The following is a 13922-nucleotide window of genomic DNA, read 5'->3' as shown; positions in this document are numbered from 1 at the left end:
TCAGGCTCGGCCCGGGACCGCCCCGGACCTGACGTAGAAGGGACGTACCCGGCTGAGCATCCACTCCACCACCGGATCGGCCACCAGATCCAGCAGCACCAGGTGGACGCCCCACGGCGGCGGGGTGGTTCCGAGCGCCCGGCCGAGTGCCTCGTTCACCTGACCCGGATCGGCCGGCCAGCCGGCGTCCAGCTGCACCCCGATGAACAGCACCGGCGCGTCCCGCTCCACCCCGGCCAGCGCCCGACGGGCCGTCAGCACCCCGGGCAGCTCGGCGAGTTCGGTGATCGCCGCGCCCAGGAAGGCGTACGGCTCCTCGGCCGGCTCCGGCTCCCGGAGCGCCACCCTGGCCCCGTCCGGCTGCTGTTCCCAGCGCTCGCCCTGCGGGCCCCGGCGCAGCTCGCCGACCCCCTCCGGCGGCACCGGGATGCCCACCGGCGCCTCCGGGTTGACCGCGATGCCGACCCCGAGCGGCAGGCCCCGGGCGAACTCCCAGGCCGGGGCGATCGCGAACGGCAGGCCCGGGGCGTGCTGCAGGAAGGTCTCCTGCGAGGAGAACACCGGCACGTACGGCGAGCCGGCCAGTTCGATCGTCGGCAGGTCGAGACCGCTGCCCTGCGGGTCGGCGCCGGCCGGCAGCGGGATCCAGACCTGACTGCGCGCCAGCACCTCGATCACCCGGGGCGTCGCCCCCGGATCGCCGAGCGCGGCGGTCAGCACCTGCTCCAACTCGTTGACCGGCCAGCTGCCGCCGGGCGGCGCGGTGCCCGGCTCGGCCCATGCCTGCGCCCCTGTGTCGCCCGCCGGGTACCCCATCGCCGCCGCTACCGCCCCTCTAGGTCTCTGCTGCCAAGCAGCGTAGCGGTCGGACCCCCCTCCCCCCGGGGTACCGACTCGTGCCATGATGACCCCGCTGTACAACTTCACACTGGCCGCTCGAACCCGCGCGGGAGAGTCCGGACTGCCCTCGTGGCACAGGCCGGCGCCGAAGGAGCAAGTCCTCCCCGGAATCTCTCAGGCACCCCTACCGCCCGGGCGAGGCAGATCTGGAAAGTGGACACGGCCGCGCCGTGCGCCCACCCACGGTGCAAGCCGCCATCCTTGGATGTGCGGTGAAGCTCTCAGGTTGTGACGACAGACGGGGAGACTCCACCCCTGCATGCCCGTTTGCTGCCAAGGAGTCCAGTCACCATGTCCCCTCGCCTCACCGCGCTCGACGCCCTGCACCGGTCGCTCGGCGCGACCATGACCGACTTCGCCGGCTGGGACATGCCGCTCCGCTACGGCAGCGAGCGCGAGGAGCACCTCGCCGTCCGCACCAAGGCCGGCCTGTTCGACCTCTCGCACATGGGCGAGATCACCGTGACCGGCCCGCAGGCCGGTGAGCTGCTGGACCACGCGCTGGTCGGTTTCATCTCCGCGCTCGGCGTGCTGCGGGCCCGCTACACCATGATCTGCCGCGAGGACGGCGGCATCCTGGACGACCTAATCGTCTACCGCACCGGTGAGACCGAGTACATGGTGGTCGCCAACGCCTCGAACGCCCAGGTGGTGCTGGACGCGCTGACCGAGCGCGCGGCCGGCTTCGACGCGGTGGTCCGGGACGACCGGGACGCCTACGCGCTGATCGCGGTCCAGGGCCCGGAGGCGAACGGCATCCTGGCCTCGGTCACCGACGCCGACCTGCCCGGCCTCAAGTACTACGCACTGCTGCCCGCCACCGTCGCGGACCGCGAGGTCTGGCTGGCCCGGACCGGCTACACCGGCGAGGACGGCTTCGAGGTCTTCTGCGCCCCGGCCGACGCCGAGCACCTGTGGAACGCGCTGACCGAGGCCGGCACCCCGGTCGGCCTGGTCCCGGCCGGCCTGTCCTGCCGCGACACCCTCCGCCTGGAGGCCGGCATGCCGCTCTACGGGCACGAGCTCTCCACCGACCTGACCCCGTTCGACGCCGGTCTGGGTCGGGTGGTCCGGTTCGACAAGACCACCAACAACGGCGAGTTCGTCGGCCGCAAGGCGCTGGAGGCCGCCGCCGCGCAGGCCGAGGCCAACCCCCCGCGCAAGCTGGTCGGCCTGGTCTCCGAGGGCAAGCGCGTCCCGCGCGCCGAGTACGCCGTCGTCAGCCCGGACGGCACCCCGATCGGGCGGATCACCTCGGGTGCCCCGTCCCCCACGCTCGGCAAGCCGATCGCCATCGCGTACGTGGACGCGGCGCACGCCGCCCCCGGCACCGCGGTCGCCGTCGACGTGCGTGGCAAGCACGAGCCGGTCGAGGTCGTTGCGCTGCCGTTCTACAAGCGCGCCCGCTGAGACCCTTTCAGTTCCGCCCCTTCCGAGTTCCGGGCCCCGGTCCGCTCAGCGGACGGCTTCGCCCTACCCTCTTGCGATCCTGGAGAATGACGCCATGAGCAACCCCACGCACCTGCAGTACACCGAGGAGCACGAGTGGCTGACCGCCGCCGAGGACGGTGTCTCGACCGTGGGCATCACCGCCCACGCGGCCGATGCCCTCGGCGACATCGTCTACGTCCAGCTCCCCGAGGTCGGTGACACCGTCACCGCCGGTGAGACCTGTGGTGAGCTCGAGTCGACCAAGTCGGTCAGCGACCTGTACTCCCCGGCGACCGGCGAGATCGTCGAGATCAACCAGGCCGTCATCGACGACCCGGCCTCGGTCAACAGCGACCCGTTCGGTGACGCCTGGCTCTTCAAGGTCAAGGTCGAGGCGACCGACAAGCTGCTCAGCGCCGACGAGTACTCCGCCTTCATCGGCGGCTGACCACCGGTTGACGGGGAGTCGGCCGCAGCGCGGCGGCCGGCCCCTCCCTGGTCCACTGCCCTTACCGCCCACCCGTCGCCCGCCGCCACCCTTCCAGGGAACGCGCTGCGCGCGGCTGTGTTGAATGGGAAGACCCTGACATGACGGTTCTCAACCAGTCCCTGCACGCGCTCGACCCCGAGATCGCCGCCGCGGTCGACGCCGAGCTGCACCGCCAGCAGACCACCCTCGAGATGATCGCCTCCGAGAACTTCGCGCCCGTCGCGGTGATGGAGGCCCAGGGCTCGGTCCTCACCAACAAGTACGCCGAGGGCTACCCCGGCAGGCGCTACTACGGCGGCTGCGAGCACGTCGACGTGGCCGAGCAGATCGCCATCGACCGGGTGAAGGAGCTGTTCGGGGCCGAGTACGCCAACGTGCAGCCGCACTCCGGCGCCTCCGCCAACCAGGCCGCGCTGTTCGCGATCGCCCAGCCCGGTGACACCATCCTGGGCCTGGACCTGGCGCACGGCGGCCACCTGACCCACGGCATGCGGCTGAACTTCTCCGGCAAGCAGTTCAACGTGGTCGCGTACCACGTCGACTCGGCCGGCCTGGTCGACATGGCCGAGGTCGAGCGCCTCGCCAAGGAGCACCGCCCCAAGGTGATCATCGCGGGCTGGTCCGCCTACCCGCGCCAGCTGGACTTCGCCGAGTTCCGCCGGATCGCCGACGAGGTCGAGGCCTACCTGTGGGTCGACATGGCCCACTTCGCGGGCCTGGTCGCCGCCGGTCTGCACCCGAACCCGGTCGAGTACGCGGACGTGGTCACCTCCACCACGCACAAGACCCTCGGCGGCCCCCGCGGCGGCATCATCCTGGCCAAGCAGGAGTTCGCCAAGAAGCTGAACTCCTCGGTCTTCCCCGGTTTCCAGGGCGGTCCGCTGGAGCACGTGATCGCGGCCAAGGCCGTCTCCTTCAAGGTCGCCGCCTCGGACGACTTCAAGGAGCGCCAGCAGCGCACCCTGGAGGGCGCGAAGCTGCTCGCCGAGCGCCTGCTCCAGGACGACGCGGCCGCCGCCGGCGTCTCGGTCCTCTCCGGTGGCACCGACGTGCACCTGGTCCTGGTCGACCTGCGCAACAGCCAGCTCGACGGCCAGCAGGCCGAGGACCGGCTGCACGAGGTCGGCATCACGGTGAACCGCAACGCGGTCCCGAACGACCCGCGCCCGCCGATGACCACCTCCGGCCTGCGGATCGGCACCCCGGCGCTCGCCACCCGCGGCTTCCTGGCCGAGGACTTCCGCGAGGTCGCCGACATCATCGCCGAGGCCCTGCTGCCCACCTACGACGAGGCCAAGGCCGAGTCGCTGAAGGCCCGGGTCACCGCGCTCGCCGTGAAGTACCCGCTCTACCCCGAGCTGTAGCCGGCTCTTCGCCGGGAGATGTGACAGGCGACACCCGCCACACCTCCCGGCGCCCCGGGGCACCGCGCACACTGGACAGTGAGGCGGTGCCCCGTCCCATGCTCAGCGCGAGTCCGTCCACGAGACGGGCCGTCACCCTCCACGAGACCAGACAAGGACGTCACCCCGTGGCCATCAGCGTCTTCGACCTCTTCTCCATCGGCATCGGCCCCTCCAGCTCGCACACCGTCGGCCCGATGCGCGCGGCCCGGATGTTCGCCCGCCGCCTGAAGTCCGAGAGCGTGCTGGCCCAGACGGTCGGCATCCGGGCCGAGCTGTTCGGCTCGCTCGGCGCCACCGGCCACGGCCACGGCACCCCGAAGGCCGTCCTGCTCGGCCTGGAGGGCAACTCCCCCCGCACCGTCGACGTCGACCAGGCCGACGTGGACGTGGAGCGGATCAGGGCGGAGAAGCGGCTGCACCTCCTCGGGGTGCAGGACATCGCCTTCGACCCCGACACCCAGCTCATCCTGCACCGCCGCAAGTCGCTGCCGTACCACGCCAACGGCATGACGCTCTGGGCCTTCGACGCCGACGGCGCCGAGCTGCTGTCGAAGACCTACTACTCCGTCGGCGGCGGCTTCGTGGTCGACGAGGACGCGATCGGCGCCGACCGGGTGGTGCCCGACGACACCGCGCTGCGCTACCCGTTCCGGACCGGCGAGGAGCTGCTCCGGCTCACCCGGGAGACCGGCCTGTCCATCTCCGGCCTGATGCTGGAGAACGAGAAGGCCTGGCGCAGCGAGGCCGAGATCCGAACCGGGCTGCTGGAGATCTGGCAGGTCATGCAGGAGTGCGTGACCGCCGGCATGAGCCGCGAGGGCATCCTGCCGGGCGGCCTGAAGGTCCGTCGCCGGGCCGCCTCCGGTGCCCGCGCGATGCGGGCCGAGGGCATCAGCCCGGCCAACGCGATGGAGTGGGTGACCCTCTACGCGATGGCCGTCAACGAGGAGAACGCCTCCGGCCAGCGGGTGGTCACCGCCCCGACCAACGGCGCGGCCGGGATCATCCCCGCCGTCCTGCACTACTTCACCAACTTCATCCCCGGCGCCGACGACGACGGCATCGTCCGCTTCCTGCTCGCAGCCGGTGCGATCGGCATGCTCTTCAAGGAGAACGCCTCCATCTCCGGCGCCGAGGTCGGCTGCCAGGGCGAGGTCGGCTCGGCCTGCTCGATGGCGGCCGGCGGCCTCGCCGAGGTCCTCGGCGGCTCACCCGAGCAGGTCGAGAACGCCGCCGAGATCGGCATCGAGCACAACCTCGGCCTGACCTGCGACCCGGTCGGCGGCCTGGTCCAGATCCCCTGCATCGAGCGCAACGGCATGGCCTCCGTGAAGGCCGTCACCGCCGCCCGGATGGCGCTGCGCGGCGACGGCCGGCACCACGTCTCGCTCGACAAGGCGATCAAGACCATGAAGGAGACCGGCGCCGACATGAAGGTCAAGTACAAGGAGACCTCGCGCGGCGGCCTCGCGGTCAACGTCATCGAGTGCTGACGGCGGCTCAGGCCGCCAGCAGGGCCCGGACCACCTCGGCGATCCGGTCGCGGGTGGCCGGGTCGGTGATCAGGCCGTCGGCGCCGCGGGCGTCCGGTGGGACGGGGATGGTGGCGCAGGCCGGTTCGGCGACGGCCGCGCCGGTGTAGCCGAGCACCGAGGCGAGGGTGGCGGCCGCGCCGGTGCCGCGGCCGGAGGCGGCGGCGGTGATCCAGGCGGCGGGCTTGTCGCTGATCTCGACGCCGCCGACCGTCCAGTCGAGCAGGTTCTTGAACGAGCCCGGCAGGGTGCCCGCGTACTCGGGGGCGGAGATCAGCAGGGCGTCGGCCGCCGCGATGGCGGCCCGCAGCTCGGCCACCGGGGCGGGCAGCGGGTCGGTGTCGTGGTCCGGGTTGAAGTGCGGCAGCTCGGCCAGACCCTGGTAGAACGTGGTGGTCACGCCCTCGGGGGCCAGCGCGGCGGCGGTCCGCAGCACCGCCTCGTTGGAGGACCCGGCCCGCAGGCTTCCGCTCAGCAACAGCACATGGCGCGTCGTCATGCGGACACGCTACCCGCCGGGCCCTGCCCGGCAGTTGGCGCTCGCTAAAGCGGAGGCCGACGCCGGGCCCGGCTTGGTAGGTTGCCGCATGATCTTCGACACCGCCGCCATCGACTTCGCGCCGATCGCCCCGCTGCCGCTCGACGTGCGCTGGATCCACGGTTCCGTCTCGGCGAAGCACAACACCGACCCCGACATCCAGGTGCACCACTACGACGAGCACACCGTGATCCTGCGGCAGAACATGGCGGTCAACTACGAGGCCCCGTTCCTGTTCCTGCTGTTCGGCAACGAGCGCGCGGTGCTGATCGACACCGGGGCGACCGCCGAGGCCGAGTACTTCCCGCTCCGCCGGGTGGTCGACGAGCTGGTCGGGCAGTGGCTGGCGAAGCACCCGCGCCCCGGCTACGGGTTGGTGGTCCTGCACACCCACGGCCACGGCGACCACGTCGCGGGCGACGCCCAGTTCGCCGACCGGCCGGACACCGTGCTGGTGGACCGGGCCCTCGACACCGTCCGGGAGTTCCTCGGCCTCGGCCCGGACCTGGACGTTCCGGCCGAGCTCGACCTGGGCGGGCGGGTGCTGGACTGCCTCGGCAGCCCCGGCCACCACGCGGCCGCGGTCAGCTACTACGACCGGTACACCGGGCTGCTGCTCACCGGCGACACGGTCTACCCGGGGCGGCTCTACATCGCCGACTGGGACGCGTACGTCGCCACCATCGACCGGCTGATCGCCTTCGCCGACACCCACCCGGTCGGCCACGTGCTCGGCTGCCACATCGAGATGACCGACCAGCCGGGCGTGGACTACCCGTTCCAGGCCGTCCACCAACCCGCCGAACCGCCACTGGAGATGACGGCCGGTCAGCTCAGGGAGATCCGGGCCGCGCTCGACCGGGTGGCCGCCGCTCCGGGGCAGCACCCGTTCGACGACTTCGTCGTCTACTACAACGGCTGACCCGCCGTCACGCCCCGGTGCTGCCGTCCGCGAGTTCGCGCAGCAGGTCGAGGTGGCCGTTGTGCCGGGCGGTCTCCTCGATCAGGTGCAGGACGATCCAGCGCAGGTTGATCTGCCGCCCGTCCCGGACGGTCCGCCGCGCCACCGCGTCCAGGTCGGTGCCGGCCACCAGTTCGCGATAGCGGTCGGTCAACTGCCGGTAGTCGTCGAGCAGTTCGACCAGCGGCAGGTCCACGGCGATCCGCATCTCGCGGTCCGGGTCCTCGTCGGTCCACGGCCCCTCGTCCTCCCCGCCGAGGAAGACCACGTCGAACCAGTAGTACTCGACCCAGCGCAGGTGGCTGATCAGCCCGGCCAGGGTCATCAGCGGCGAGCCGGGCAGCGGGGCCTTCCGGGCGTCCTCCTGGGCGAGGTCCTCGCACTTGGCGAGCGCGGTGGCCCGGGTGTAGTCGAGGAAGGTGGCGAGCGAGGTGCGCTCGTCGAGGACGGCGGGCATGTCGGTGCGTGTCATGCCCGGGATCATGGCTGGTCCGGGGCGGACTGTCGACCGGAATTCGGCCCTCGGCGGCCGGGCCCGACTGGATAATCAAAGGCCGGGGTGGGAATCCATACGATTAGTCCAGGTGAAGTAGGTTACAAACCTTTCAATCGATTTTGCCCACATCGTGAGACCGTGCGATAGTCGAGTCATCAAGAGCTACGGCCACCCCCGACCCGGTTCGGCCGTCTGCACCGCGTGGCACGCACCCCCATGGCTTGCGCGGTGACCTGCAGGGGCCCCCACGCCGCATCACGGCGACCGGGGGCCCCGCACTGTTTTCCGGGGCCGGCCGCGCTCAGGACGGGGCGCGCTCGCGGACCTTGAGCTCGAACCAGACGCCCTTGCCGCGCGGCAGCAGATCCGCGCCCCAGCGCTCCGAGATGGTGCTGATCAGCAGCATGCCGTAGCCGGTCTCGTTGCCCGGCTCGGCGACGATCAGGCAAGGCAGCGCGCGGGAGGAGTCCCGGACCTCGACCCGGAGCCAGCCGGGGCGGCGGGTGAGCCGGAGGCCGACGGTGCGGCCGCCGGTGTGCCGGACCGCGTTGGCCATCAGCTCGCCGGTGAGGAGTTCGCCCGCTTCGAGTAACTGGTGCATCCGCCAGCCCTGGAGCACCGAGAGCACCACCCGCCGGGCCACGCCGACGAGTTCGGGACGGGACGGCAGGAAGACCTCCTGCTCGGCCGCCACCTGCTCGCAGAGCCGGCCGAAGCACTCGCGCTCGACCTCCTGCGGGCTGAGTCGTTCCAGAGTCTCCAGGGCGAGCACCCCACCTTCCGACGGGTCGTCAGTGGCCGGACCGGCCCCTGGAAGTGATGCCCACTCTGCCTCGCCCCATCCCGCCATGGGCCAATCATTGCGGAACGCAAGCGGCCGCGTACGGACAATGAACAAACGATCACTATTCGAATGGCATATGCCAAGAGCATCCCGAACGCGGCCCGAACAAGGGCTCGTACAACAGCTCGGCCCGGGCGCCATAAGGGCACCCGGGCCGAACAGTTGAGCAGGGATCAGCTCCCGGCGGGGTCTACCAGGAGGCCCAGGGCAGCGTCCAGCCGCTCAGGCCGTTGTCCGGCGAGACGGTCTTGCCCTTGGAGTTCTGGATCTTCACCACGTCGCCGACCATCGAGTCCGCGAAGTACTTCCCGGCGGTCGAGGCGTCGTCGCCGCCCTTGGTGTCCGCCATCGAGACGCAGCCGTGGCTGGCGTTGTACTTGCCGAAGGCGTTGCCCCAGTAGTTGCCGTGCACGTAGGTGCCGGAGGAGGTCAGCCGCATCGCGTGCGGGACGTCCGAGATGTCGTACTCGGAGCCCTGGATGTTGGAGACGGTGGCCGAGTTCATCCGGGTCACCTTCTCCTTGCTGGAGATGACCATGGTGCCGTTCCAGGACGGGTTCTGGTCGTCGCCCGCGGTGATCGGGATGGTCTTGGCCACGCCGTCCCGGGTGACCGTCATCTGGTGGGTGCCCGCGTCCGCGACGCTGATCTGCGAGCGGCCGATGGTGAACGGCTCGTCCCGGTCCACGTCACCGTAGACGCCGGGCGACACCTCGACGTTCTTCAGGCGGTACTTGATGGTGACCTTGGTACCGGACTTCCAGTAGGTCTCCGGCCGGAAGTCCAGCCGCTGGGTGCCGAACCAGTGCCCCTTCACCACGGTGTGGTTGCTGTCCTCGAAGGTGATGCCCTTGAGCACCGCGTCCTTGTTCTTGACCGGCTTGCCGAAGTTGACCGAGACGATCATGCCGACGCCGTACGTGCCGTTGTCGGTGATGTTGTCGTTCACCGAGGCGGTCTTCGCCGGGGTGAGCGTGGTGAAGCTGCTGGTCGAGGCGGCCACCAGGCCCTCGGCATCGGTGGCCTGGGCGCTCACCTTGTAGACCATGCCGACCGTGAGCGGCGCGCTGGGCTTCCAGCTCAGGCCGTCGGCGGTGACCGCACCGGCCACCGGCTTGCCGTTCTTGTCGGTCACCTCGACGGTGGTCAGCTTGCCGCCGGCCACCGCGACGTTCAGGGCGTCGTTGGGGTTGACGTCCTCGGCACCGTCCTTCGGGGTGACGGTCAGCACCGCGGCCGAGTTCTTCGGCGCGGGCGGGCTGGCGGCCGCGGAGGCCGCACTGTCGCCGCCGGTCGCGCCGGTGCCCTTGCCCTTGTCGTCCGAGCCGGAGCCCGAGCAGGCCGCGGTGAGCAGCAGGACGCCACCCATCGCGAGCGCGACCCCGGCCAGCCGGGTGCGCTTGGCACGGCGCTCGGCCGCGCCCTGGGTCCTGACTATCGCGGCATCGGCCGCCTGTACCGGCTTCACTCGGTCTGCTCCCCTCGGGGTGTCCACGCTCAGTACACGTTCCGGCGCCGGTTTCAGTTTCACGAAGGGCGAGGGTCGTGCCGAGTTGTTATCTGCGCCGGCCGCTCGACGGGCGAGCGGCGGCACGGCAGGCCAGGATAACCGGCGGAGATCGGTGTTCCTCCCGGGGAGGTCTGTGCTGGACCGGTGCGGGGTCGGTGGCGGTCGGTGCCCGGTCAGTGCACGCCGAGCGCGCTGCCGCGCTGCCACTGCGCCCAGGTCAGGTTCCAGCCGTTCAGGCCGTTGTCCGGCGGCACCTGGTCGCCGGCCTGCCCGTGCACCTCGATCACGTCCCCGATCATCGAGTGCTCGAAGAACCAGCCCGCCGGGGAGGAGTCCGAGCCGCCCTTGTCGTCGGCCAGACCGAGGCAGCCGTGGCTGGTGTTGGCGCTGCCGAAGACCGAGCGGGCCGCCCAGTAGTTGCCGTGCACGAAGGTGCCCGAGTTGGTCAGCCGCATCGCGTGCGGCACGTCCTTGATGTCGTACTCGTCGCCCAGGCCGACGGTCTGCGAGTTCATCCGGGTGACCGGGAACTTCTCCGAGATCACCATCGCGCCCAGGTAGGTGGAGAACTCCGGGCTGCCGCCGGAGATCCGCAGGGTCCGCAGCACCCGGCCGTCCTGCCGGACGGTCATGGTGTGCGCGTCCAGGTCGGCGGTGCTGACCATCGAGCGGCCGACGGTGAAGTGCACCTCCTTGGACTGGGTGCCGTAGTCCCCCGGCGCGCCCTGGACGTCCTTCAACCGCAGCGTCAGGGTCACCTTGGTGCCGGCCGCCCAGTACTTGTCCGGCCGCAGGTCCAGCCGCCGGTTGCCGAACCAGTGCGCGGCCACCGGCACCGGCGGGTCGGCGGTCACCGTGATCCCCCGCTCGACCGCGGCCCGGTCGGTGATCGCCCGGCTGAACCGGAGCGAGACCGGCATCCCGACCCCGACCGTGGAGCCGTCCTCCGGGGTGAAGAAGGCGGCGAAGGTGTGCTCGGGAGTCAGGGTGGCGAAGGCCACGTGCTGGGCCGCCTTGAGCCCGGCGGCGTCCTCCGCCACCGCGTCCAGCGTGTACGGGGTGGCCAGGGTCAGCCGGCCGTCCGGGGCCCAGCTGCCGTCCGGGGCGATCCGCCCGGCCACCTCGCCGCCCTTGTCGTCGGCCAGCCGGACCGAGAGCAGCCTGCCCTGGGCCACCGTCACCTTGACCGGGCCCTCGGCCGGCACCTCCTGGGTGCCGTCCCCGGGGGTCGCGCTGATCACCGCCCTGGAGACGGCCGGGCTGGGCGCGGCGACCGCCTCGGAGCTCGGTGTTGCCTGCCGTTCACTGGTGCAGCCGGTGAACAGGCAGAGCCCGACCACCACCACGACCGCCACCCGGGAGCGCATCCCGATCCTCCGTACGTACCTACCGCTGCCGTCAACCACCGTCCGGCATAACGACCCTGGGCCCGCCCGGACACGTGGGAGCAAATTCACGCAGTAGCAGCCAGAAGGTCTCGATCCAGGACAGAATCGTTCACAGTCCGTCACAGCACGGTCCGTCACGTGACAGCACTATCCGATCAGGGAACAACGGCTACGCGGGGCCCGGGACGTCCTGCGCTGGGAGGATGCGGTCGATGACGGCTTGGCAGCGGCAGGTTCAGGCGGAGCACGGTGCGATCGACCCGGCGGTGCCCTGGCCCGGCAGCTGGCAGCCGCTCGGCGCCCGCTACCGCACCGACCACGCCGGCGGCCACGGCACCAACTTCGCGCTCTGGGCCCCGGACGCCGAGGCGGTCGAGCTCTGCCTGTTCGCCGAGGACGGCACCGAGAGCAGACACCCGCTGACCGAGCGGACCTTCCAGACCTGGCACGGCTACCTGCCCGGGGTCCACCCCGGGGCCAGGTACGGCTACCGGGTGCACGGCCGCTGGGACCCGTGGACCGGTGCCCGGTGGAATCCGGCCAAACTGCTGCTCGACCCCTACGCCCGTGCGGTGGACGGGAGTTACACCGCCCACGACGCGACCTGCGCGGCCGTCCGGAACTGGCCTGAGCGCGAGGTGGCCGACACCGTCCGGGACAACCGGGACTCCGCCGCGTACGTGCCCAAGGCGGTGGTGGTGCACGACGACGACGACTGGTACGACGACCACCGCCCGAAGACGCCCTGGGCCGAGACCGTGCTGTACGAGCTGCACGTGCGCGGCTTCACCATGCGCCACCCCGGCATCCCGGCCGAACTGCGCGGCACCTACGCCGGGTTGGCGCACCCGGCGGCGATCGAGCACCTGGTCGGTCTCGGCGTCACCGCGGTCGAGCTGCTGCCGGTGCACCAGTACGCCGACGAGGACCACCTGCAGCAGCGCGGGCTGACCAACCACTGGGGCTACAACACCCTCGCCTTCTTCGCCCCGCACGCCGGGTACTCCGCCGGCGGCAGCCGGGGCCAGCAGGTCGGCGAGTTCAAGCGGATGGTCCGGGCGCTGCACGCGGCCGGGATCGAGGTGATCCTCGACGTGGTCTACAACCACACCGCCGAGAGCGGCGTGATGGGCCCCTCGCTGAGTCTGCGCGGCATCGACAACGCGGGCTACTACCGGCTGGACCGCAGCCGCCGGGGCTACGCCGACTACACCGGCTGCGGCAACACCCTGGACACCCGGCAGCCGCACACCGTCCGGCTGATCACCGACTCGCTCCGGTACTGGGTGACCGAAATGGGCGTGGACGGCTTCCGGTTCGACCTGGCCGCCGCGCTGGCCCGGGGCTCGGACGGGGTGGAGATGCACCACCCGTTCCTCGGTGCCGTCTCCCAGGACCCGCTGCTCAGCCGGGTGAAGCTGATCGCGGAGCCCTGGGACGTCGGCCCCGGCGGCTACCAGGTGGGCGGCTTCCCGCCGCTCTGGGCCGAGTGGAACGACAAGTACCGGGACACCGTGCGGGACTTCTGGCGCGGCGCCCGCCCGGACGTCCGGGAGCTCGGCTACCGGCTGTCCGGCTCCTCCGACCTCTACCAGCGCGGCGGCCGCCGACCGTACGCCTCGGTCAACTTCGTCACCGCGCACGACGGTTTCACCCTGCGCGACCTGGTCTCCTACGACCGCAAGCACAACGAGGCCAACGGCGAGCAGAACCGGGACGGCACCGACGACAACCGGTCCTGGAACTGCGGGGTGGAGGGCGAGACCGACGACCCGGCGGTGGTCGAGCTGCGGCAGCGTCAGCTCCGCAACCTGATGGCCACCCTGCTGCTCTCCACCGGGGTGCCGATGCTCACAGCCGGGGACGAGCTGGGCCGCACCCAGCGCGGCAACAACAACGCCTACTGCCAGGACAACGAGACCAGTTGGCTGGACTGGTCACTGCTGGAGGACCCGGAGTGGCGCCGGCTCTGCGAGCTGACCGGGCGGCTGATCCGGCTCCGCCGGGCCCACCCGGTGCTCCGCCAGCGGGCGTTCTTCTCCGGCCGGGCGGCGGTGCCGGGCGGGCAGAGCGACCTGGCCTGGTTCACCGCCGGGGGGCAGGAGATGACCGAGGCCGACTGGTTCGCACCGACCGCCGTGCTCGGCATGCTGCTCTCCGGCCGGGCGATGTCGGAACGCGACCAGCACGGCTGTCCGCTGACCGACGACAGCTTCCTGGTACTGCTCAACGCGGGCCACCAACCGGTCACCTTCACGCTGCCCGGCGAGCCGTGGGCGAAGCGGTACGAGACCCTGGTGGACACCGCCCGTCCGGTGCCCGAGCCCGACACCGGCGGGCCGGTCACGCTGGCCGGGCGGTCGCTGCAGCTGCTGCGGGCCGCCGACGACTGACCGGGTGGCCGGTTCTCGCCGACCGGGGCCGAC

General features: G+C 71.4%; 12 protein-coding genes and 1 riboswitch. Of the genes, 6 read left to right on the top strand and 6 right to left on the bottom strand.

Annotated features, from left to right (window positions below):
* A complete protein-coding gene (locus tag OHV05_RS22605) occupies window positions 1-816 on the bottom strand; it encodes an enhanced serine sensitivity protein SseB (protein WP_405019275.1) in 816 nt (271 codons plus the stop codon).
* 121 nt (window positions 817-937) lie between these two features.
* Window positions 938-1040: riboswitch (glycine riboswitch) on the top strand.
* 151 nt (window positions 1041-1191) lie between these two features.
* Between OHV05_RS22605 and gcvT the strand changes: the two genes are divergently transcribed.
* The 4 genes from gcvT to OHV05_RS22585 all read left to right on the top strand — a co-directional run bounded on the left by gcvT (window position 1192) and on the right by OHV05_RS22585 (window position 5720).
* A complete protein-coding gene (gene gcvT, locus OHV05_RS22600; RefSeq protein ID WP_405019274.1) occupies window positions 1192-2310 on the top strand; it encodes a glycine cleavage system aminomethyltransferase GcvT in 1119 nt (372 codons plus the stop codon).
* Window positions 2311-2404: 94 nt separating this feature from the next.
* Window positions 2405-2779, top strand: a complete 375-nt coding sequence (gene gcvH, locus OHV05_RS22595) for a glycine cleavage system protein GcvH (protein ID WP_403044711.1) — start codon at window positions 2405-2407, stop codon at window positions 2777-2779.
* Between the two features lie 140 nt (window positions 2780-2919).
* Window positions 2920-4185 carry a serine hydroxymethyltransferase gene (glyA, locus tag OHV05_RS22590; RefSeq protein ID WP_405019273.1) on the top strand — a complete coding sequence of 422 codons (1266 nt, stop codon included), beginning with the start codon at window positions 2920-2922 and terminating at the stop codon, window positions 4183-4185.
* 167 nt (window positions 4186-4352) lie between these two features.
* Window positions 4353-5720, top strand: a complete 1368-nt coding sequence (locus tag OHV05_RS22585) for an L-serine ammonia-lyase (protein ID WP_405019272.1) — start codon at window positions 4353-4355, stop codon at window positions 5718-5720.
* A 7-nt stretch (window positions 5721-5727) separates the two neighbouring features.
* Here the strand turns inward: OHV05_RS22585 and OHV05_RS22580 are convergent, their stop codons facing one another.
* The gene (locus tag OHV05_RS22580) at window positions 5728-6258 is read right to left on the bottom strand and encodes an NADPH-dependent FMN reductase (RefSeq protein ID WP_405019271.1); all 531 of its coding nucleotides are present in this window, start codon (window positions 6256-6258) and stop codon (window positions 5728-5730) included.
* A gap of 88 nt (window positions 6259-6346) precedes the next feature.
* Between OHV05_RS22580 and OHV05_RS22575 the strand changes: the two genes are divergently transcribed.
* Entirely contained in the window at window positions 6347-7219 is an 873-nt protein-coding gene (locus tag OHV05_RS22575; RefSeq protein ID WP_405019270.1) for an MBL fold metallo-hydrolase, read from the top strand.
* Between the two features lie 7 nt (window positions 7220-7226).
* On the opposite strand, the gene OHV05_RS22570 is transcribed toward OHV05_RS22575, so the two are convergent.
* The 4 genes from OHV05_RS22570 to OHV05_RS22555 all read right to left on the bottom strand — a co-directional run bounded on the left by OHV05_RS22570 (window position 7227) and on the right by OHV05_RS22555 (window position 11475).
* A complete protein-coding gene (locus OHV05_RS22570; RefSeq protein ID WP_405019269.1) occupies window positions 7227-7730 on the bottom strand; it encodes a DinB family protein in 504 nt (167 codons plus the stop codon).
* Window positions 7731-8055: 325 nt separating this feature from the next.
* A complete protein-coding gene (locus OHV05_RS22565) occupies window positions 8056-8526 on the bottom strand; it encodes an ATP-binding protein (RefSeq protein WP_405019268.1) in 471 nt (156 codons plus the stop codon).
* A gap of 262 nt (window positions 8527-8788) precedes the next feature.
* Window positions 8789-10066, bottom strand: a complete 1278-nt coding sequence (locus tag OHV05_RS22560) for an Ig-like domain-containing protein (RefSeq protein WP_405019267.1) — start codon at window positions 10064-10066, stop codon at window positions 8789-8791.
* 215 nt (window positions 10067-10281) lie between these two features.
* Window positions 10282-11475 (bottom strand): Ig-like domain-containing protein, encoded by a 1194-nt coding sequence (locus OHV05_RS22555; RefSeq protein ID WP_405019266.1) that lies wholly within the window; start codon window positions 11473-11475, stop codon window positions 10282-10284.
* Window positions 11476-11708: 233 nt separating this feature from the next.
* Between OHV05_RS22555 and glgX the strand changes: the two genes are divergently transcribed.
* Entirely contained in the window at window positions 11709-13889 is a 2181-nt protein-coding gene (glgX, locus tag OHV05_RS22550; RefSeq protein WP_405019265.1) for a glycogen debranching protein GlgX, read from the top strand.
* The last annotated feature ends 33 nt before the right edge of the window (window positions 13890-13922 follow it).

The sequence above is a fragment of the Kitasatospora sp. NBC_00070 genome (genome assembly GCF_045041205.1).
Classification (GTDB): Bacteria; Actinomycetota; Actinomycetes; order Streptomycetales; family Streptomycetaceae; genus Kitasatospora.
Note: the sequence above shows the minus strand (reverse complement) of the source record. Positions and strands in the feature narration are given on the sequence as shown.

Coding starts and splice junctions, on each gene's coding strand:
- OHV05_RS22605 (WP_405019275.1), bottom strand. CDS start 816: ATGGGGTACCCGGCGGGCGACACAGGGGCGCAGGCATGGGCCGAGCCG.
- gcvT (WP_405019274.1), top strand. CDS start 1,192: ATGTCCCCTCGCCTCACCGCGCTCGACGCCCTGCACCGGTCGCTCGGC.
- gcvH (WP_403044711.1), top strand. CDS start 2,405: ATGAGCAACCCCACGCACCTGCAGTACACCGAGGAGCACGAGTGGCTG.
- glyA (WP_405019273.1), top strand. CDS start 2,920: ATGACGGTTCTCAACCAGTCCCTGCACGCGCTCGACCCCGAGATCGCC.
- OHV05_RS22580 (WP_405019271.1), bottom strand. CDS start 6,258: ATGACGACGCGCCATGTGCTGTTGCTGAGCGGAAGCCTGCGGGCCGGG.
- OHV05_RS22575 (WP_405019270.1), top strand. CDS start 6,347: ATGATCTTCGACACCGCCGCCATCGACTTCGCGCCGATCGCCCCGCTG.
- OHV05_RS22570 (WP_405019269.1), bottom strand. CDS start 7,730: ATGACACGCACCGACATGCCCGCCGTCCTCGACGAGCGCACCTCGCTC.
- OHV05_RS22555 (WP_405019266.1), bottom strand. CDS start 11,475: ATGCGCTCCCGGGTGGCGGTCGTGGTGGTGGTCGGGCTCTGCCTGTTC.
- glgX (WP_405019265.1), top strand. CDS start 11,709: ATGACGGCTTGGCAGCGGCAGGTTCAGGCGGAGCACGGTGCGATCGAC.